The following is an 18,402-nucleotide window of genomic DNA, read 5'->3' as shown; positions in this document are numbered from 1 at the left end:
AAGCGCGCGAGGCGGTATTCGCGGTGACGATCCCCGAGGAGCGCGGCAGCTTCAGGCGCTTCTGCTCGCTCGTCGGCGAGCGCAACGTGACCGAGTTCAACTACCGGATCGCCGACGCGCAATCGGCGCACATCTTCGTCGGCGTGCAGATCAAGCGGCGCGACGAATCCGACGAAATCTCGCGCACCTTCGCCGCGCATGGCTTCACGACCGTCGATCTGTCCGGCGACGAGCTGTCGAAGCAGCACATCCGCTACATGGTCGGCGGCCGCTCGCCGCTCGCGCACGACGAGCGCTTGTTCCGCTTCGAATTCCCCGAACGGCCGGGCGCGCTGATGAAGTTCCTGTCGTCGATGGCGCCCGACTGGAACATCAGCCTGTTCCACTACCGGAACCAGGGCGCGGACTACAGCTCGATCCTCGTCGGCCTGCAGGTGCCGCAAGCGGACCACGCGGAGTTCGACCGCTTTCTCGCGGCGCTCGGCTATCCGTTCTGGGAAGAAAGCGACAACCCCGCGTATCGTCTCTTCCTGTCGTAATCCGGAATCCACATACGATATGAACCCCGAACACTCCCCGCTCGGCAAGACGACCGTCTACTCGGGCGCCTACGACGCGTCGCTCCTGTTTCCGATCCCGCGCGCGGGCGCGCGCGAACAGATCGGCATCGGTGCGCAGTTGCCGTTCTTCGGCACCGACATCTGGAACGCGTACGAACTGTCGTGGCTCAACGTGCGCGGCAAGCCGCAAGTCGCGATCGCGACGTTCTACGTGCCGGCCGAATCGCCGAACATCGTCGAATCGAAATCGTTCAAGCTGTATCTCGGTTCGTTCGCGCAGACCGCGTTCGGATCGGTCGACGCGGTGCGCGACACGCTCAAGCGCGACGTGTCGGCCGCGTGCGGCGCGAATGCGACGGTGCGCCTGTCGACGCCCACCGAGTTCCGCAAGCTGCGGATGGAGGAACTCGGTGGGCTGTCGCTCGACCGCCTCGATCTCGAAGCCGACGTCTACGAGCCCGATCCGTCGTTCCTCACCGCGTCGCACGAAGAAGCGCCCGTCGAGGAAACGCTCGTGACTGATCTGCTGAAGTCGAACTGCCCGGTGACGGGCCAGCCCGACTGGGGCAGCGTGCAGATCCATTACGTCGGCGCGCCGATCGATCAAGCGGGCCTCCTGCGCTACATCATCTCGTTTCGCAATCACACGGGCTTTCACGAGCAGTGCGTCGAGCGGATCTTCATCGACATCCTGCGCGAGTGCAAGCCGGTAAAGCTCGCCGTCTACGCGCGCTACACGCGCCGCGGCGGGCTCGACATCAATCCGTTCCGCACGAACTACAATCAGCCGATGCCGGACAACGCGCGGACCGCGCGGCAGTGACGCCTGCGGCGCAGGGTTCGCTCGGCACCGCGCAGCCGGTACCGGTGCCCTGCGATCCGCTCACCGGTTCGTTCGCCCAAGAAAAACGGGGCCCCGCTCGGGACCCCGTTTTCCGTTTACCGGCCGCGCTCGCCGCGCGTCACTTCGCCGGCGCCTTGTACGCGATGCAATCGACCTCGACCTTGCAGTCGATCACCATGCTCGACTGCACGCATGCGCGCGCAGGCGGATGCTCGCCGAAGTACGAGATGAAGACCTTGTTGAACGACGCGAAGTCGCGCGCGTCGTCGAGCCACACGCCGCAGCGCACGACGTGCTCGAGGCCGTAGCCCGCTTCCTTCAGGATCGCGATCACGTTCTCGATCGCCTGCTTCGACTGCGTGACGATCCCGCCTTCGACGACCTCGCCGTTCACCATCGGCGTCTGGCCGGACACGTACAGCCACCCGTCCGCCTCGACCGCACGCGCGAACGGCATCACCTGACCGCCCGTGCCCTTCGCTTCGCCCACGCCATATCGCTTCATCGTTTCACTCCTTCGTTTCGTTTGCCAACACGCGCCGCCTGCGCGATGCAGGCGACGCGCGACGATCGGTCGCCGGTGCGCGCGTCGAACGGCCCGCGCGCGCCGAAATCCGTCAATCGAGAATGCTCAGAACGCATCGTCCGCCGTCGCCGCGGCGCGCTCGCCGCGCGCGACGAAGCGGCCCGCGCGCTCGCCCGTCGTCTCGCCGTCGCAATACGACAGCACGCCGTTCACCCACACCGCCTCGATCCCGTGCGCGGGCTGCTGCGGCTTGTCGAACGTCGCGGCGTCGCGCACCCGCTCGGCGTCGAACAGCACGAGATCCGCGTGATAGCCGACCCGCACCTCGCCGCGCTGCGCGAGCCCGAAGCGCCGCGCGGATAGCGACGTCATCTTGCGCACCGCCTCTTCGAGCGGAATCAGCCGCTCGTCGCGCGCGTAGTAGCCGAGCACGCGCGGGAACGCGCCCCAGAGGCGCGGATGCGGCAGCGGATCGTTCGGCAGGCCGTCGGAGCCGACCATCGTCGCCGGATGCGACAGGATTCGGCGCACGTCGTCCTCCGACATGTTGTGATAGACGGCGCCCGCCGGTTGCAGGCGGCGCGCCGCGTCCTGCTCCGGGACGCCCCATTCGGCCGCGATCGCCTTCAATAGCTTGCCCGCCATCTCCGGATGCGGATCGGACCACGTAATCGTGATGTCGATGTCGCCCGTCGCCTGCCTCACGTCGAGCGTCGACGAGCTGCGGCTGTACGGATAGCAGTCGCAGCCGACGGGCTGGAGCCGCCGCGCGCCTTCGAGCGACGCGAGCACTTCGGCGCTGCGTCCCCAGTTCGACGGCCCCGCGCACTTCAGATGCGAGATCACGACGGGCACGCGCGCATGCCGGCCGACGCGATATGCCTCGTCCATCGCATCGAGGATCGCGTCGAACTCGGTGCGCATGTGCGTCGTGTAGACGGCGCCCGCGTTCGCGAGCGGCTCGGCGAGCGCCATCACTTCTTCGGTCGGCGCGGCGAACGCCGAGCCGTACGCGAGCCCCGAGCTCAGGCCGAGCGCGCCGTGCGCGAGCGCATCTTCGAGCTGCGCGCGCATCGCGGCGATTTCGGCGTCGGTCGCCGCGCGATCGAGCCGGTCCATCTGGTTGTTGCGCAGCGCGGTATGGCCGACGAGCGCCGCGACGTTGACGGCCGGCTTCGCCGCGTCGACCGCGTCGACGTACGCGGCGAACGTCGGATAGCGGAACGCCGCGCGGGCGCCGAGCAGGTTCATCGGATCGGGCGGATCGCCGTTCAGCGCGACAGGCGACGCGCTGATCCCGCAGTTGCCGACGATCACCGTCGTCACGCCCTGCGAGATCTTCGGCAACATCTGCGGCGCATCGATCACGTGCGTGTCGTCGTGCGTGTGCACGTCGACGAAGCCGGGCGCGAGCGCCCGGCCGTTCGCCTCGATCACCTGGTCCGCGAGCCAGTTCGTCAGATTGCCGATCGCGACGATCCGGTCGCCGCGGATCGCAACGTCGCGCTCGACGCTCGGCGCGCCCGTGCCGTCGTACAACTGGGCGCCGACGATCAGCGTATCGGCTGCTTCGGGATGCGAGTGCATGTCAGTCTCCTAACGGTTGGCGGTCGCCGCCGCCACGGTGCATGTCGAGCGCGTGCTTCATCCGGCGCAGCCGCTCGCGGCAATCGTCGCCGAGCCGCAGCGCGACTTCGGTGACGAGCACGTCGAGCGCCATCAGCATCGCATAGCGCGATGTCGACGGCTTGAAGATGAAATCGGTTTCGAACGCGACGACGGGAATCAGGTGGTCGGCGAGCTGCGCGAGCGGCGACGCCGGCGCGGTGATCGCGATGAGCGTCGCGCCATAGCGCTTCGCGAGCGAGCAGCTTTCGAGCTGCTCGGGGACGCGCCCCGTCACCGACAAGGCGACGACGACGCAGCCGGGCGTCGCCGTGCTCGCGACCATCCGCTGCAGCAGCGCATCCTGATACGTCGCGACCGGCCGGCCGAAGCGCACGAGCCGAAAGCGCAGTTCGTCGGCGAGCGCGGTCGAGCCGCCGCCCTGCCCGTACACGTAGATCATGTTCGCGGCGGCGAGCGCGGCGGCCGGCTCGCCGAACGACGTCTGGCGCAGCAGCCGGTGGTTGCGCTCGAGCGCGATCTGCACATCCTCGTACACGCGCGCGACGGGCGTCTCGTCGCGCTGCGCATCGGCCGCGGCCGGGCTCAGAAAGCGCTGGCCGACGGCCGCCGCCTGCGCGAGCCGCAGCTTCAGCTCGCGCACGTCGCGGCAGCCGACCGCCTTCGCGAAGCGCGTGACGGTCGCGACGCTCACGTCCGCCTGCGCAGCGAGCGCGCTGATGCTCGCGTGCGCGGCGCGGGTCAGATCGCCGAGGATCAGCGCGGCAACCTTGCGTTCGGCGCCGCGCAGCTCGGGCGCGCACTCGGCGATCCGGGCGACGATGTCGAAGGCGGGCTGCTCGGTGGACGGAGTCATCGGCGACGGCTAGCAGGGACGGCCGGCGCGAACCGGCTTGTTAATAAATAACATGACCGCAGCGATGCTACTTTCTGTACTATCGCGAAGTCAACTTCGCATCGATATATATGGACGATGGAGCGAGATAAGATGAAAGTTACAAACTATCAGGAAGCGACGATCGATCCGTTCGGCAAGGGTCTCGGCAACGTGCCGAGCGCGAGCGTGCCGCTGTCGGACGCAGCCCGCCTCGAATGGAATCTGCTCGCCGAGGACGTGAGCCTGCCCGCCGCCGTGCTGTACGCGGACCGGATCGAGCACAACCTGAAGTGGATGCAGGCGTTCGTCGCCGAATACGGCGTGAAGCTCGCGCCGCACGGCAAGACGACGATGGCGCCGCAACTGTTCCGCCGCCAGCTCGAGACGGGCGCGTGGGGCATCACGCTCGCCACCGCGCATCAGGTGCGCGCCGCGTATCACGGCGGCGTGCGGCGCGTGCTGCTCGCGAACCAGCTCGTCGGCCGGCACAACATGGCGATGATCGCCGAACTGCTGACCGACCCCGATTTCGAGTTCTTCTGCCTTGTCGATTCGGTCGACGGCGTCGAGCAGCTCGGCCGCTTCTTCGGCGCGGCGAGGAAGCCGCTCAACGTGCTGCTCGAGCTCGGCGTGCCGGGCGGCCGCACCGGCGTGCGCGACGACGCGCAGCGCGACGCGGTGCTCGCCGCGATCGAGCGTCACGCGGGCGTGCTGAAGCTCGCGGGCATCGAGCTGTACGAAGGCGTGCTGAAGGAGGAAGGCGAGATCCGCGCGTTCCTGCGGCGCGCGGTGACGCTCGTGCACGCGCTCGCGGCGGCCGGCCGCTTCGCGCGCACGCCGGCGCTGCTGTCGGGCGCGGGCTCCGCGTGGTACGACGTCGTCGCCGACGAGTTCGCGCAGGCGTCGGACGCCGGCGTGATCGACGTCGTGTTGCGTCCCGGCTGCTATCTGACGCACGACGTCGGCATCTACAAGAAGGCGCAGACCGACATCCTCGCGCGCAACCCGATCGCGCAAAAGATGGGCGAGGGCCTGTTGCCCGCGCTGCAGCTTTGGGCGTACGTGCAGTCGATTCCGGAGCCGGAGCGCGCGATCGTCGCGCTCGGCAAGCGCGACTCGGCGTTCGACGCGGGCCTGCCCGAGCCGGCGCGCCACTTCCGCCCGAGCGCGGGCGGGCTGCCGCGCGACATCGCACCGGGCGAAGGCTGGGAAGTGACCGGGCTGATGGATCAGCACGCTTACCTGAAGATCCCGGCGGGCGCGGACCTGAAGGTCGGCGACATGGTGTCGTTCGATATCTCGCACCCGTGCCTCACGTTCGACAAGTGGCGGCAACTGCTCGTCGTCGATCCGCAATACCGCGTGACCGAAGTGATCGAAACGTACTTCTGACGCCGACGCGGATCTCGGGCGGGCGCAAGGGCGGCGGCTGTCGCCCTTGCGGGGCGACGTAGCGTCGCGGCGTGCGCTGCGTCGCGTCGCCGCTGCCGCGCTTCGCTGCGGCCTCTTGCCTTCGCGACAAGCTCGCGCATCGCATCGTCGCGTGCGCTTCGAGCGCCCGCGTCGCGCGGGCCGGTTCCGTTCGCGCCCGCACTCGCCCGGCCGCAGACCGACGTCTGCGTGCGGCACCGCCGCCGCCGCGAACAGCCATCGCTTCGGAGCGCCGCATCGGAGTTCCGAAATCAGGCGTCTCCTTCCAGCACCGCCGCTCGCACCCGCACCCGCACCCGCCAACGCAGCAGCCGCACGCCCGATCGCGCCCCGCCTCGTTACGTCACGTCCGCTTCACGCGCGCGTCATCTGCGCCGCGGCGGGCCGGGGTACACTGCCCGTTCGTCCTGGATCATCCGCTGTTGTTCAACAGGAGAACGCCATGGCAGCAAAGAGGATTCTGTTCCTGACCGGCGACTTCGCCGAAGACTACGAGACGATGGTGCCGTTCCAGGCGCTGCTCGCGGTCGGCCACCACGTCGACGCCGTATGCCCCGGCAAGCGCGCGGGCGACAAGGTGAAGACGGCGATTCACGATTTCGAAGGCGATCAGACCTACACCGAGAAGCCCGGCCACCAGTTCACGCTGAACGCGACGTTCGACGACGTCGACGCGACGGGCTACGACGCGCTCGCGATCGCGGGCGGCCGCGCGCCCGAGTATCTGCGTCTCGACCCGAAAGTGATCGCGCTCGTGCGCGCGTTCGCCGAAGCAAAGAAGCCGATTGCGGCGATCTGTCACGCCGCGCAATTGCTCGCGGCAGCCGACGTGATTCGCGGCAAGCGGATCTCCGCATACCCGGCGTGCGCGCCGGAAGTGCGGCTCGCGGGCGGCGAATACGCGGACATTCCGGTCGACGCCGCCGTCACCGACGCGCCGTTCGTCACGGCGCCCGCTTGGCCCGCGCATCCGGCGTGGCTGTCGCAATTCCTCGCGCTGCTCGGCACGCGCATCGAGCTCTGAGCCGCCGCGCGCGCCGGCACGCGACGCGCGCGTGCGTCGCGCTCAGCGCGGCGCGGCCTTTGCCTGCGCCGCGCCGCCCACTTCGGCGACGCGCGTCTCCAGCATCGTCAACGCGCCCGACAGCGCGTTGAGCGCATCGTCCGGCAGCGACGCCATCGTGTCGTGCAGGAACGCGTTGCGGCGCGGCAGGCATGCGTCGAACGCCGCGCGGCCGGCCGGCGTCAGCTTCACGTTCGTCACGCGGTTGTCGCGCGAATCGGCTTCGCGGTCGATCCAGCCGAGCGTCTCGAGCGTCTTCAACTGGCGCGTGAGCGCGCCCGGATCGACGCGCAGCAGCTCGACGAGCCGCTTCTGCGACGACGCGCCGCCGTGCTGCTCGAGCGCCACCATGATGCGCCAGCGCGGCAGCGGCTGCCCCACGTGCGCCTCGAACGCGGCCATGAACGCGCGATACGTGCGTCCGAACTGCTGCAAGATCGCGATGCGGTCCTGTTCTTCCATGCGCTGACTTCGGCTCCGTAACTGAATGACCTGGATGATGTGAGCAAACGCCCGCTCACTCGGCGACGACGGCCGGCTCGAGCGCGCGGCGCAGCGCGACGGGCGGCACGCGGCGGCTCTGCCACACCGCGACGAGCGCGACGGCCGCGCCGACCGCGATGCCGATGTGGATCGCGCCGACGAGGGAATCGCGCGCCGCCTCGAACAAATGGGCGCCATGATGCCCGGCGCGCACGAGTTCGTCCACCAGGCGCGTCTGCGCGGCGCGGTCGATCAGCACCTGCGGATCGGCGAGGCTTGCCTGCCAGCGCAGCGCGCCGTCCGCCGCGAGCGCATCGTGCACGCCGCTCGCGTAGAGCTGGTTGACGAGCGTGCCCGTCAGCGCGGTGCCGACCATCCCGCCCACCATCCGCAGCGACTGCAAGAGCGCGGTCGCGATCCCGAGATGCTCGCGGCCCGCCGTCTGCTGCGCGAACACGGTCAGGTTCGGCAGCACGAAACCGAGGCCGACGCCGCCCGCCACCATCAGCGCCATCAGCACCCAGCCGGGCGTCGCGGGCGTCGACGCGACGACGCCCGCGCACGCGATCGCGAACAGCAGAAAGCCGATGTACAGCATCGCGTTCGGGTTGCGGATCCGCGTGATCACGCGGCCGTTCATGATGCTGCCGATCGTGATGAACACGACGAGCGGCGTGATGACGACGCCCGCCTGCTGCGGCGACATCCCGAAGCCGCCCTGGAACAGCAGCGGCGCGTAGAAGAGGAGCGAGAACATCGCGAAGCCAGCGAGGATCGCGAGGATGAAGAGCGTCGACAGCGCGCGGTTCGCGAACATGTCGAACGGCAGAATCGGCTGCGCGCAGCGCTTTTCCCAGCGCCACAGCGCGACGCCGCTGGCGAGCGCGACGACGAGGAGGAGCGTCGGCCAGCCGCCGATCCCGTATTTCGGCAGCCACTCGACGAAGAGCTGCATCGCGCCGAGCGTCACCGCAATGAGAAGTGCGCCCGGCCAGTCGAGCCGCATCTTGCTGCTGTGCTCGACGTGCCGCAGATGCGGCAAATAGCGCCAGACGAAGAAGATCGACAGCAGGCCCACCGGCAGATTCACGTAGAACACCGAGCGCCAGCCGTAGTGCTGCGTCAGCACGCCGCCGAGCGACGGCCCGACCGCGTTCGCGATCCCGAACGCCGAGCTCATCAGCACCTGCCAGCGCAGCCGCACGACCGAATCGGGGAAAAGGTCAGGAATGCACGCGAACGCCGTGCCGACGAGCATCCCGCCGCCGATGCCCTGCAGCCCGCGCGCGAGCACGAGCGACAGCATGTCCTGCGCCATCCCGCACAGCACCGACGCGCCCGTGAACACGACGAGCGACGCGATCACGAACGGCTTGCGCCCATAATAGTCGCCGAGCCGGCCGAAAATCGGCACGGTGATCACCGACGCGAGCAGGTACGACGTCGCGACCCACGCGTACAGGTCGAAGCCGCGCAGCTCGGCGACGATCGTCGGCAGCGCGGTGCCGACGACGGTCTGGTCGAGCGCGACGAGCATCGTGACGAAGGAAATGCCGAGCATCGCGAGCAGCGACTCGCGAAACGGCAGGACTTGCCCGCTCGAATGGTGGGCGGCGGTATGGACAGCCATCTTTTGTTCGCGCAACTTTTGATACGTCAACGAATCGAAAATTCTATCACGCATCGGGTAATCTAGCCGGCGCCCCCATGCGATGCGCGCGCCGCGAAGGAGTCAGATGGAACCGCTCACAATCGTTGCCGGACCGACGCTGTCGGCCGAGGATCTCGACACGCTGCGGCGCGCGAAGCTCGCGCTCGAGAGCCCGTCGCTGACGGTCAAGCTGACGAGCATCGTCGGCGCGCCCGTCGAGAAGATGATCGGCAAGCTGCCCGGCTTCGCGACCGACAAGATCAACGATGCGACGCAGCTCGCGCTGCGCAAGTGCCTGCATCTCGCGCTGCGCACGCTCGGCAAGTCGGGCGGCGTCGCAAGCGACGGCGAGACGCCGAACAAGCCGAGCAACCTGCTGCACAAGCTGGCCGTCGCGACGACGGGCGCGGCGGGCGGCGCGTTCGGCCTGTTCGCGCTGCCCGTCGAGCTGCCCGTCACGACGACGCTGATGTTCCGCTCGATCTGCGACATCGCGCGCAGCGAGGGCGAGGATCTGTCGACCGCCGAGGCGCAGTTGCAGTGCCTCGCGGTGCTCGGGATGGGCGGCGGCTTCGGCCCTCTGCCGGGCGCGGGCAAGAAGGACGGCGGCAAGCGCAACGAGCGCGCCGAGCGCGGCAAGCAAGAGGAAGACGCCGACATCGGCTATTTCGTGCTGCGCGGCGCGCTCGCGCAGGCGGTGTCGAAGGCGTCGTCGGAGATCGCGTCGAAAGGTTTCGCGACGCACGGCTCAACCGCCCTCTTCCGCCTCGTGCAGACGATCGCGTCGCGCTTCTCGGTGCAGGTGACCGAGCAGATCGCCGCGAAGTCGATTCCGGCGATCGGCGCCGTGCTCGGCGCGACCGTCAACACGCTGTTCATCGACCACTTCCAGCAGGCCGCGCACGGCCATTTCGCGGTGCGCCGGCTCGAGCGCAAGTACGGCCAGGCGGCCGTGAAGGCCGCGTATCAGGCGATCGACGCGTCGGCGGTGCGCTGAGTCGCGCGCTCGACCGCGGTGCGCCGCACGAACGCGGCCGCGCGCTCGAGCGCCCGCGCCGATTCGGGCACGAACGGCACGTAGATCTGCCATACGTGCGGCATCTCCGGCCATATTTCGAGCTCCACGTGCACGCCGGCCGCGCGCGCCTTGTCGGCGACGCGCCGCGAATCGTCGAGCAGCACCTCGGTGCTGCCCGCCTGGATGAAGAGCGGCGGCAGCCCCTTGAAATCCGCGTAGAGCGGCGACGCGTACGGATGCGTGCCCGGCGTGTCGCCGAGATAGAGGCGCGCCGCGCGGCCGAGCGCCGCGCCCGCGAACATCGGATCGAGGCCGTCGTGCGCGCGCAGCGTGTCGCCCGTCGCGGCGAGATCGGTCCATGGCGAAAACAGCACGGCGCCCGCGGGCAGCGGATCGCCCGCGTCGCGCAGCGCGACGAGCGTCGCGAGCGCGAGGCCGCCGCCCGCCGAATCGCCGCCGAACACGATCGACTCGGCCGGCGTGCCGGCCGCAACAAGTTGCCGGTACGCCGCGAGCGCGTCGTCGACCGCGGCCGGGAACGGATGCTCGGGCGCGAGCCGGTAGTCAAGCGAGAACGAGCGCACGCCCGCGTGCTTCGTCAGCGCGAACACGAGCGGACGGTGCGTCTGCGGTGAGCAGAAGTAATAGCCGCCGCCATGGAAATACAGCAGCATCCGGCTTTGCGGCGCGCGGCCGGGCGCGGCGTCCGCGCGCTCGAGCCATTCGCCGCGCAGCGGCGCGTCGCCGGGGCCATAGCGCTCGCGCAGCCGCCAGCCCGCGGGCGGACGGCGCGGCACGCGCATCCGCAGCGTCGCCAGGCGCCGCGCACGCGCCGGATCGATCACGGGACGCAGCGTCTCGGGACGAAACTGCCGGCGCAGCAGCCAGCACGCAACCTTGCTTTGCCAACTCATCGAACGTACTCCGAACCAAAACAACGTGACGATACTACGTGCGATTCGGCGCGCGTCCGTCGATTGGCCCCTCTAAATCCGGATCGCCGGGCTCAGTTCGCCGGCCGGACCTGGCCGCGAATCTCGCCGCCCGGATGGGCTTTCGTGTGCACATTGAAATACCACTTGGCCGCCATCAGGTCGCCGACCTGTTCGTCGGTCAACGCCTTCTCGCCCGCAATCGGACTCGCGAGCGCGTCCTTCGGAATCGGCACCTGCACGCCCGCGTTCTGGCCGACGGACGCCGGGCCGTGGAAGTGCGCGGCGGTCGCGGGCCCCGTCAGATCGCGGTACGTGACGCTCCAGCGCAGCGTGCGGGTCGCGGTATCGTAGGTCGCGTCGAGCGAGCCCGAGCCCTTGCTCGTCGTCGGCGGTACTTCGCTCGACGGCTGCAGGTTCGCGACGAACTTCACCGTCTCCGCATGCGCGATGCCCGCCGCGAGTGCACATACGAGCACGCCGATTCCGATCTTGCGCAATGTCAACATGAGATCCCTCCTTGCGGTCGCCGACCGTATTGCGCGGGCGAGCTCGATGCCCGCCCGACATCCGATGGTAGTCGATCTTGCGCGCGCGGCGCTCGACGCGAAGTGGCGGCCCCTCTCGCTCGTCGCCGCTCGTCGCCGCGCGGCGTTCGGCGGCCGTTGCACGGACGGCGGCGCGCGGCAAGCATCCGCCGAAAACAGAGATTTGCACGAAACCCTCTGAATCCGCATGCGGGGTTTCGCTACACTGCTTGCACACAGTTCTTGTTTCCTTCCGTCCGAAGGAATATCTGCGAGTTTTGACGCGGCCTTCGGGCCGCTTTTTTGCGCGCCCGTCAACGCGCGCGCTTGCACCGCAAGCATCGCCTGCACGGCGGCGGATCGCGTTCGCGCCGACTCCGCGCGGCATGCGCGAATCATCGCATTGCCGGCGAACGACTCGCTCGCACGCGCGCCGCCATGAGCGAAATCAGCATCGTCCCGCTCGCGACACGGCGATGCTTTGCAATTCACGCGACAATCGGCTCGTCTCGAATGAAACAATGTGCAAGGTCGTGCCGATTTGCCATTTGTCGCCATCGCCGCCGCTTCGCGTCGCTCCGTTCGCACGGCTCCTGTCGCGAAGCGCCCTCTGCTTGTCCGCGCTCGCCGCGACATCCGCACATGCGCAGGAATTCGCATTGTTCGGCGGCCTGCTCGCGAGCGGCGGCGGTCATAGCTATGCGTGGGCGTTCGATTATCAGGAAGGGCTCGGCCGCTACGCCGCCGCAGGCTTCACCTGGTACAACGAAGGTCACATTCCGAATCACCATCGCGACGGCCAGGCGGTCCAGCTCTGGGGCCGGCTGCCGCTGCGCGACAACCGCTTCGTGATCTCGGCGGGCGCGGGCCCGTACCGTTACTTCGATACGACCGCGGCCACCGAAGGCCGCGGCTATTCGAATTCGCACGGCTGGGGCATGCTGATGAGCGTGCGCGCCGCGTATTACACGTCGCACCGCTGGCTCGCGCAACTGCAGGTGAACCGGACTCAGCTGTTCAGCGGGCCGAACACGACGTCGCTGATGTTCGGCATCGGCTATCAGCTCGACGCGCCCGACACGTCCGGCCCGCGCGACTACGCGGCGAGCCGCACGGGCCGCGTGACCTCGAACGAAGTCACCGCGATGCTGGGCGAGACGATCCTCAACAGCCGGCGCTCGCCGAGCGCGCTCGGCGGCAGCCTCGAATACCGGCGCGGCGTCGCGAAATACGCCGACTGGACGGCGACCTATCTGTACGAAGGCTCGAAGCAGTCGATCCGCCGCAACGGAATCGCATCGCAGTTCTGGCTCACGCGCGCGTTCCTCGACGACAAGGTCGCGCTGTCGGCCGGCGCGGGCGCGTATCTGACGCTCGACGAGCGCGACATTCGCGGCCGCCCCGGCGAAGGCGACGGCCGCGTATCGGGCATCGTGTCGATATCCGCGAGCTACCGGTTCCACGATCGCTGGCTCGCGCGCATCACGTGGAATCGCATCGTCACGCGCTACGATCGCGATACCGACGCGATTCAGGCCGGGCTCGGCTACCGGTTCTGAGTGCCGTCAATCCAGCGCGCGCAGCACGCCGATCAATTGCTTCGCGGCGACGTCCCAGCGGAATCGCGACGCATGCCGCCGCCCCTTGTCGCGCATCTCGCGCCGCAGCTCCGCATCGCCCATCAGTTGCGCGATCGTCGCAGCAATGTCGATCGCGTCGTGCGCGTCGCAATACAGCGCGGCGTCGCCGCATGCCTCGGGCAGCGACGCCTCGCGCGACACGATCACCGGGCACCCGCAATACATCGCCTCGAGCGGCGGCAGGCCGAATCCTTCGTATAGCGAAGGAAACACGAAACAGCCGGCGTTCTCGTAGAGCGCCTTCAGCTCGCCGTCGCTCACGTAGCCCGCCCACGTCACGTTGCGCGCGCTCGCGTTGTCGCCGAGCGTCGACGTGCCGAAGATCTTGACGTTGCTGCCGCCCGCGATCACGAACTTGAGCTCGGGACGCGTGCGTTCGAGCCTCGCGATCGCGTCGAGCGTGCGCGCGAGGTTCTTGCCCGGCGCGATCGAGCCGACGATCAGCACGAAGCCGTCGTATGCGAGACCGAGCCGCTCGAGCACCGCCGGATCGCTGTCGATCCGTCCGAAGTGATCGACGCCGGACACGATCGTCGACACGTCGGTCGGCGCGACGTTAAGGCGCGCGACGATCCGCTCCTTCGAGAAGCGCGACACCGTCAGGATGTGCCGCGCGTTGCGTTTCAGCATCCAGAACGCGAAGCGATACCAGAGCCGGAACGCGAGCGAATAGCCTTGCGGAAAGTCGAACACGGCGACGTCGTGAATCATCACCACCTGGTTGCGCTTGAAGAGCGGCCCGACGTTGCAGAGGCTGACGAGCGTCTGCCCGCGCGTCGCGAACGGCAGCGCGAGCTGCTCCCACAGCGCGCCACGCAGGCGCGGCACGACGCGTCGCGCGACCGCAGGCGGCAGCGCGTCGCTCGCGTGATCGCGCGGCACGACGAGCGTCGGATTGCGCTCGCCCGGCAACAGACGCGCGAGCGCCGATGTGAACTCGTGCGCAACGCGCTGCACCCCTGTCAGGCGCTGCGACGTGAACTTGCCGTTGATCGCGACGGGCGTCGGCAAGGCCGTGGCGCTTGCGCGCTCGCCGGCAAATGCAGCGCGATGCGGCGTGTCGTGCACCGCGCCCGCCGCCTGCGACGCGCTCATCGATGTTACATCGATGTCCTGACGATCGCGCAGCGTGTGCGGCGACGGCTCGGATAAGGGGGAAGAGAGATTCATGGCGGCTGCAACGGCGTGACGACACTCGGTTGACGAACGCATCCGCGACGTTCGCGGATGCGCGCTATACACGTTCCAGTGTCGTCATTCCGTTGCGCGTGGTCTGTGCGTTCCGTCGCACAATGCGGCGCACGGCACGTGAATCTCGCCGTGCGCCGCATTCGCGTGCGTCAGCGACCGCGGCTCACCGACCAGATCAGATAGAACGATTCGGCGGTCGGCAAGATCTGCGCGAGCATCCGGTTGAAGCGGGCGGCGGGCGCCGTGCCGACGTACACGACATCGAGCGGCTTCATGTCGAACTCGGTCGCGAGCATCAACGCGTCCACCTGCGTCATGTCGAGACGGAACACTTCGGGCTTGTTGTGCTCGGGCGCGTAGTTGACCTTCTTCAAGCCTTCCTGCAGCCCGCTCTGCACACCGGGCGCCTGGGCGAGCGGCGGATTCGGATGGCGAATCACGATCACCTGACGCGGGTTCGCCCCCGTCGGATCGATGCTGCCGGCCGCGCTCAACGCATCCGCGAGCGACAGCTGCCCCTGGTTCATGTAAACCGTCTGCGGCTTCGGCACCTCGCCCATCACGAACACGCGGTTCTGCGTACGGTCAGGCACGTGAACGATGTCGTCCGCTTGCAGCACGATGTTCTGTCGCAAGTCGCCGCGATTCAGAATGCGGTTCACGTCGATCGTCATCACCTGATCGCCGCGCGTGACGAGCACGCGCTGCAGATCGGCGTCGGGATTGCCGCCGCCCGCGCGGTTGAGCGCGTCGACGACGCGCAGATGCGAGCCCGTCAGCGACAGTTGCCCCGGGTTCTTCACGTCGCCCGTCACCTGCACGCGCTGACTGCGGTACTGCATCACGCGCACGTCGATCTGAGGATTCCTGATTTGCTTGTTCAGGCGCCGCGCGAGCAGCGCGGAGATCTGCACGGGGCTCATCCCTTCGACGCGCAAGCGGCCGAGCGTCGGAAAGAAGATCGTGCCGTTCGCGGCGACGCGCTGGCCCGGCGAGTCGACCTCGCCCTGCCCGTTCGTGCCGAATGCGCTGACCTGCTGCGGCAGCACGCCGCCGAGACCGCCCGACGCCTGCAGCGTGCCGATGTCGGCGAGCGGCGACGTGTCGGCGCCGGTGCCGTTCCCGGCGCCGCGCGTGAGCTCGGGGTGGTCCCAGACAACGATGCCGAGCACGTCGTCCGGGCCGACGCGATAGTCGGCCGGCGCGGCGGGCAGGCTCTGTGCGATGCCGGCTTCCTTCACGCGCGTGTCGGCCTCGTCGGCCTGCTTGAGCGTATAGACGAGCTGCGGCGTGATCAGCCTGACGTCGTACACCGTCGAATCCGTCGGTGTGCTCAGGTTGTCGTTCATGCGGCTCGAATCGAGCGCCGGTCCCGGGGCCAGCGCACAGCCCGACAAGGCGACCGCCGCGGCGGTCGCCCATGCTAGGGGCTTCAACATCTTGTCGTTTCTCCTTTGGTAGCGTGGTCGTCGAAGACGATCTCGGCTCTCGGTGTACGCGCTGCAAGCTCAGAACGCGTTGCGGCCGATGAATCCCTTGACGAGCGTGATCAGGATGATCTTGATATCGAACCAGAAGGTCCAGTTCTGCATGTAGAAGAGGTCGAACTTTACGCGCGCGGCCATCTTCTCGACCTTGCGCGTCTCGCCTCGATAACCGTTCACCTGCGCCCAGCCGGTGATGCCGGGACGCACGCGATAGCGGTACATGTAGCCGTCGACGAGCTCCTTGTAGATGTCGTCATGCTCGATCGCGTGCGGACGCGGACCGACGACCGACATCTGGCCGAACAGCACGTTGAAGAACTGCGGCAGCTCGTCGAGCGACGTGCGGCGCAGGAACGCGCCGACCTTCGTGATCCGCGAATCGTTGCGCGACGCCTGGCGCACGACGCCTCCCTCCTCGGCATGCACGCGCATCGTGCGGAACTTCAGGATCTCGAACTCGCGGCCGTCGACGCCCTTGCGCTTCTGCCGGAACAGTACGGGGCCCGGCGAAGACAGCTTCACCGCGAGCGCGAGCGAGGCGAGAATCGGCGACAGCGGAATCAGCACCGCGAGCGCGAACAGGCGATCGAACATGAACTTCGGCCACAGCTGCGGAATCGACAGCGGGCTCGTCGCGAGATTGATCGCGGGCATGCCGACGACCTGCGTGACCGACCGGTTGAAGAACGTGATGCCGCGCACGTCGGGCAGGAAGCGCAGGTTCACGAAATCGTGCCGAAACTCGCGCACGATCCGCTGAATCTGCCGCTCGTGCGACAGCGGCAGCGCGAGCCAGATCTCGTCGATCGCGCCTGCGCGCACGCGGCGCTTCAGCTCGCGCAGATCGGCGACGACGGGCACGCCGCCGACATGTCGCTCCGCATCGGCGACGCGCACGCTGTCGTCGAATACGCAAACCGCCTCGTAGCCGTGCGACGACGACGCACGCAGTTGCTCGAGCACCGCACGCCCATAAACCTCGGAGCCGACGATCGCAACCGCGCGCGGCTTCGCGCCCGGCCGGCGCAAACCGGTCAGCATGCCGTGGATCGACGCCTTGCCGAGCAGCAGCACTGCGCCCGACATCAGCATCGTCCGGCCGAGCCAGACGAGCGACACGTCGGCGCCGCGATGCAGCAGCAGCGTGAACGCCGCGGCGATCGCGGCGACGCCGAGCCAGCCGAGCAGCACGCGCGACAGCGTGCGATACGACATCTGCTCGCGCGCGCCGTCGTAGACGCCGATCGCCGGGAAGACGATCAGCGTCAGCGCGCACAGCAGCGCGATGGCCGTGCGCTGCGCGTCCGGCACGTCGAGCGTGCCGCTGTCGTACAGCACCTGTGCGAGCAACGCTCCCGCCGCCACCAGCACCACGTCGAGCAGCTTGTTCAAGAGTCCCAACATTGCCGAATCTCCACTTTCGTTGTTCTGTCGTCTCAAGCGGCCGAGCGCACAACGCCGTGATAGCCGGCGACGCGTAGCGGCCGGCCTTCCGCCGGAATCGGCTGCGGCGTGTGCGCTTCGCGGGTCGCCTCGAGGATGAGGCGGTTGAATTCGCCGCGAATCACGCCGTAGCACTCGCACGCGTGCGTTTCGAGGCCGTGCCGGTCGAGCACCGTGATGTGTCCGCGGCGCTGGCGGATGAACCCCGCCTCCTGCAGCTTGCCCGCCGCTTCGGTAATGCCTTCGCGACGCACGCCGAGCATGTTCGCGATCGTCTGTTGCGTGACCGCGAGTTCGTCGCCTTCGACGCGATCGTGCGCGAGCAGCAGCCAGCGGCTCAGTTGCTCGCTGACGGAGTGATGACGGTTGCAGAGCGCGCTGCGCGCGATCTGCGTCATCGCGGCCTGCCAGTAGCGGAGCATCAATTGATAGGTGTCGAGCGAGCGGTCGAATTCGCGCCGAAACACCTGGGTCGGCACGCGATAGGCGAAGCCGCCGCTGCGCACCTCGACGCGGCCCGACGCGCCGCCGCAGCCGTAGTCGGCGAGCGTCGACACGCCGACCACGCCTTCCCTGCCGACCGCGGCGACTTCGACCATCGCGCCGTCTTCCATCAGATACAGCACGGACATCATCGCGGTGGTCGGGAAATACAGATGACGCATCGGCTCGTCGGTTTCGCAGAGCAGCTGCGCGCTCTTGATCTTCACGAGCTCGAGATGCGGCGCGAGCGCGCGCAGGCTGTCGTCGGCAAGCGAGCCCAGCAGGGCGTTGGCATGAAAACCATTGGTCTGATGAAGCATGTTCGTGTCCCGGTTTGTCAGCGCCGCTCGAGTCGCGGCGCAGGATTCCGTTTTTCGCAAGACACGGTCACAGCAAGAATCGTATGTTCCTCGGAATCGTGTCGGCGGCCCTTCTGGTCGTCCTCATACAAGCTGACGCATCACCCTCTTGGTGGGGGGGTAAAAACCCTTAAGGATGCTCTGCACAAACGCGAATCGAGTGTGCTTGGTCGTTTGACAGGAAGCTGAATGCGCCACGACGCCAACCTATCAGCCCGGAACGAAGCTGGCCGGCACGCGCCGAGCAGCCTTCGCGTGCTG

General features: G+C 68.1%; 16 protein-coding genes and 1 pseudogene. 6 read left to right on the top strand and 11 right to left on the bottom strand.

The features are described 5' to 3' along the window. Window positions 1–539, top strand: a pseudogene (locus WS62_RS26725) (threonine ammonia-lyase, biosynthetic); the annotation flags it as partial. Between the two features lie 19 nt (window positions 540–558). Then, the gene (gene queF, locus WS62_RS26720; RefSeq protein ID WP_066577311.1) at window positions 559–1,383 is read left to right on the top strand and encodes an NADPH-dependent 7-cyano-7-deazaguanine reductase QueF; all 825 of its coding nucleotides are present in this window, start codon (window positions 559–561) and stop codon (window positions 1,381–1,383) included. 139 nt (window positions 1,384–1,522) lie between these two features. Here queF and WS62_RS26715 read toward each other — a convergent pair whose 3' ends face one another. The 3 genes from WS62_RS26715 to WS62_RS26705 form a co-directional block, all read right to left on the bottom strand. Next, a complete protein-coding gene (locus WS62_RS26715) occupies window positions 1,523–1,909 on the bottom strand; it encodes a RidA family protein (RefSeq protein WP_004189219.1) in 387 nt (128 codons plus the stop codon). Between the two features lie 126 nt (window positions 1,910–2,035). Continuing rightward, window positions 2,036–3,517 (bottom strand): N-acyl-D-amino-acid deacylase family protein, encoded by a 1,482-nt coding sequence (locus WS62_RS26710; RefSeq protein ID WP_066577309.1) that lies wholly within the window; start codon window positions 3,515–3,517, stop codon window positions 2,036–2,038. 1 nt (window position 3,518) lies between these two features. After that, window positions 3,519–4,412 carry a MurR/RpiR family transcriptional regulator gene (locus tag WS62_RS26705; protein ID WP_066577307.1) on the bottom strand — a complete coding sequence of 298 codons (894 nt, stop codon included), beginning with the start codon at window positions 4,410–4,412 and terminating at the stop codon, window positions 3,519–3,521. 132 nt (window positions 4,413–4,544) lie between these two features. Here WS62_RS26705 and WS62_RS26700 point away from each other — a divergent pair, with 132 nt between their 5' ends. Further along, a complete protein-coding gene (locus tag WS62_RS26700) occupies window positions 4,545–5,825 on the top strand; it encodes an amino acid deaminase (protein ID WP_066577305.1) in 1,281 nt (426 codons plus the stop codon). Between the two features lie 481 nt (window positions 5,826–6,306). Beyond that, complete coding sequence (locus WS62_RS26695) at window positions 6,307–6,888, top strand: DJ-1/PfpI family protein (protein ID WP_066577303.1); 582 nt, start codon at window positions 6,307–6,309, stop codon at window positions 6,886–6,888. Between the two features lie 42 nt (window positions 6,889–6,930). On the opposite strand, the gene WS62_RS26690 is transcribed toward WS62_RS26695, so the two are convergent. Both WS62_RS26690 and WS62_RS26685 read right to left on the bottom strand, forming a co-directional pair. Continuing rightward, window positions 6,931–7,389, bottom strand: coding sequence for a MarR family winged helix-turn-helix transcriptional regulator (locus WS62_RS26690; RefSeq protein ID WP_066577300.1), 459 nt, complete (start codon window positions 7,387–7,389; stop codon window positions 6,931–6,933). 55 nt (window positions 7,390–7,444) lie between these two features. Next, window positions 7,445–9,040 carry an MDR family MFS transporter gene (locus tag WS62_RS26685; protein WP_066577313.1) on the bottom strand — a complete coding sequence of 532 codons (1,596 nt, stop codon included), beginning with the start codon at window positions 9,038–9,040 and terminating at the stop codon, window positions 7,445–7,447. 106 nt (window positions 9,041–9,146) lie between these two features. Here WS62_RS26685 and WS62_RS26680 point away from each other — a divergent pair, with 106 nt between their 5' ends. Continuing rightward, window positions 9,147–10,058 carry an EcsC family protein gene (locus tag WS62_RS26680; RefSeq protein ID WP_066577297.1) on the top strand — a complete coding sequence of 304 codons (912 nt, stop codon included), beginning with the start codon at window positions 9,147–9,149 and terminating at the stop codon, window positions 10,056–10,058. Here WS62_RS26680 and WS62_RS26675 read toward each other — a convergent pair. Both WS62_RS26675 and WS62_RS26670 read right to left on the bottom strand, forming a co-directional pair. Further along, window positions 10,028–10,993: an alpha/beta hydrolase gene (locus WS62_RS26675; RefSeq protein ID WP_066577295.1), complete on the bottom strand. Its 966-nt coding sequence runs from the start codon at window positions 10,991–10,993 to the stop codon at window positions 10,028–10,030. The genes WS62_RS26680 and WS62_RS26675 overlap by 31 nt on opposite strands. Before the next feature lie 92 nt (window positions 10,994–11,085). After that, complete coding sequence (locus WS62_RS26670; protein ID WP_066577293.1) at window positions 11,086–11,520, bottom strand: CHRD domain-containing protein; 435 nt, start codon at window positions 11,518–11,520, stop codon at window positions 11,086–11,088. A gap of 539 nt (window positions 11,521–12,059) precedes the next feature. Here WS62_RS26670 and WS62_RS26665 point away from each other — a divergent pair. Continuing rightward, on the top strand, window positions 12,060–13,097 hold the full coding sequence (locus tag WS62_RS26665; RefSeq protein WP_066577291.1) for a hypothetical protein: 1,038 nt from the start codon (window positions 12,060–12,062) through the stop codon (window positions 13,095–13,097). A gap of 6 nt (window positions 13,098–13,103) precedes the next feature. Here the strand turns inward: WS62_RS26665 and WS62_RS26660 are convergent, their stop codons facing one another. The 4 genes from WS62_RS26660 to WS62_RS26645 all read right to left on the bottom strand — a co-directional run bounded on the left by WS62_RS26660 (window position 13,104) and on the right by WS62_RS26645 (window position 18,102). Then, window positions 13,104–14,348: a glycosyltransferase family 4 protein gene (locus WS62_RS26660; RefSeq protein ID WP_066577289.1), complete on the bottom strand. Its 1,245-nt coding sequence runs from the start codon at window positions 14,346–14,348 to the stop codon at window positions 13,104–13,106. Window positions 14,349–14,518: 170 nt separating this feature from the next. Next, window positions 14,519–15,808, bottom strand: a complete 1,290-nt coding sequence (locus tag WS62_RS26655; protein WP_066577286.1) for a polysaccharide biosynthesis/export family protein — start codon at window positions 15,806–15,808, stop codon at window positions 14,519–14,521. 69 nt (window positions 15,809–15,877) lie between these two features. Next, window positions 15,878–17,260, bottom strand: a complete 1,383-nt coding sequence (locus tag WS62_RS26650) for an undecaprenyl-phosphate glucose phosphotransferase (RefSeq protein WP_066577283.1) — start codon at window positions 17,258–17,260, stop codon at window positions 15,878–15,880. Between the two features lie 32 nt (window positions 17,261–17,292). Further along, window positions 17,293–18,102 carry a Crp/Fnr family transcriptional regulator gene (locus WS62_RS26645; RefSeq protein WP_066495197.1) on the bottom strand — a complete coding sequence of 270 codons (810 nt, stop codon included), beginning with the start codon at window positions 18,100–18,102 and terminating at the stop codon, window positions 17,293–17,295. Window positions 18,103–18,402: the final 300 nt, after the last annotated feature.

This window comes from Burkholderia sp. ABCPW 14 (assembly GCF_001523835.1).
GTDB lineage: Bacteria > Pseudomonadota > Gammaproteobacteria > Burkholderiales > Burkholderiaceae > Burkholderia > Burkholderia mayonis.
This window is presented reverse-complemented; position numbering and strand designations above follow the sequence as displayed.

Coding starts and splice junctions, on each gene's coding strand:
- queF (WP_066577311.1), top strand. CDS start 559: ATGAACCCCGAACACTCCCCGCTCGGCAAGACGACCGTCTACTCGGGC.
- WS62_RS26715 (WP_004189219.1), bottom strand. CDS start 1,909: ATGAAGCGATATGGCGTGGGCGAAGCGAAGGGCACGGGCGGTCAGGTG.
- WS62_RS26710 (WP_066577309.1), bottom strand. CDS start 3,517: ATGCACTCGCATCCCGAAGCAGCCGATACGCTGATCGTCGGCGCCCAG.
- WS62_RS26705 (WP_066577307.1), bottom strand. CDS start 4,412: ATGACTCCGTCCACCGAGCAGCCCGCCTTCGACATCGTCGCCCGGATC.
- WS62_RS26700 (WP_066577305.1), top strand. CDS start 4,545: ATGAAAGTTACAAACTATCAGGAAGCGACGATCGATCCGTTCGGCAAG.
- WS62_RS26695 (WP_066577303.1), top strand. CDS start 6,307: ATGGCAGCAAAGAGGATTCTGTTCCTGACCGGCGACTTCGCCGAAGAC.
- WS62_RS26690 (WP_066577300.1), bottom strand. CDS start 7,389: ATGGAAGAACAGGACCGCATCGCGATCTTGCAGCAGTTCGGACGCACG.
- WS62_RS26685 (WP_066577313.1), bottom strand. CDS start 9,040: ATGGCTGTCCATACCGCCGCCCACCATTCGAGCGGGCAAGTCCTGCCG.
- WS62_RS26680 (WP_066577297.1), top strand. CDS start 9,147: ATGGAACCGCTCACAATCGTTGCCGGACCGACGCTGTCGGCCGAGGAT.
- WS62_RS26675 (WP_066577295.1), bottom strand. CDS start 10,993: ATGAGTTGGCAAAGCAAGGTTGCGTGCTGGCTGCTGCGCCGGCAGTTT.
- WS62_RS26670 (WP_066577293.1), bottom strand. CDS start 11,520: ATGTTGACATTGCGCAAGATCGGAATCGGCGTGCTCGTATGTGCACTC.
- WS62_RS26665 (WP_066577291.1), top strand. CDS start 12,060: ATGTGCAAGGTCGTGCCGATTTGCCATTTGTCGCCATCGCCGCCGCTT.
- WS62_RS26660 (WP_066577289.1), bottom strand. CDS start 14,348: ATGAATCTCTCTTCCCCCTTATCCGAGCCGTCGCCGCACACGCTGCGC.
- WS62_RS26655 (WP_066577286.1), bottom strand. CDS start 15,808: ATGTTGAAGCCCCTAGCATGGGCGACCGCCGCGGCGGTCGCCTTGTCG.
- WS62_RS26650 (WP_066577283.1), bottom strand. CDS start 17,260: ATGTTGGGACTCTTGAACAAGCTGCTCGACGTGGTGCTGGTGGCGGCG.
- WS62_RS26645 (WP_066495197.1), bottom strand. CDS start 18,102: ATGCTTCATCAGACCAATGGTTTTCATGCCAACGCCCTGCTGGGCTCG.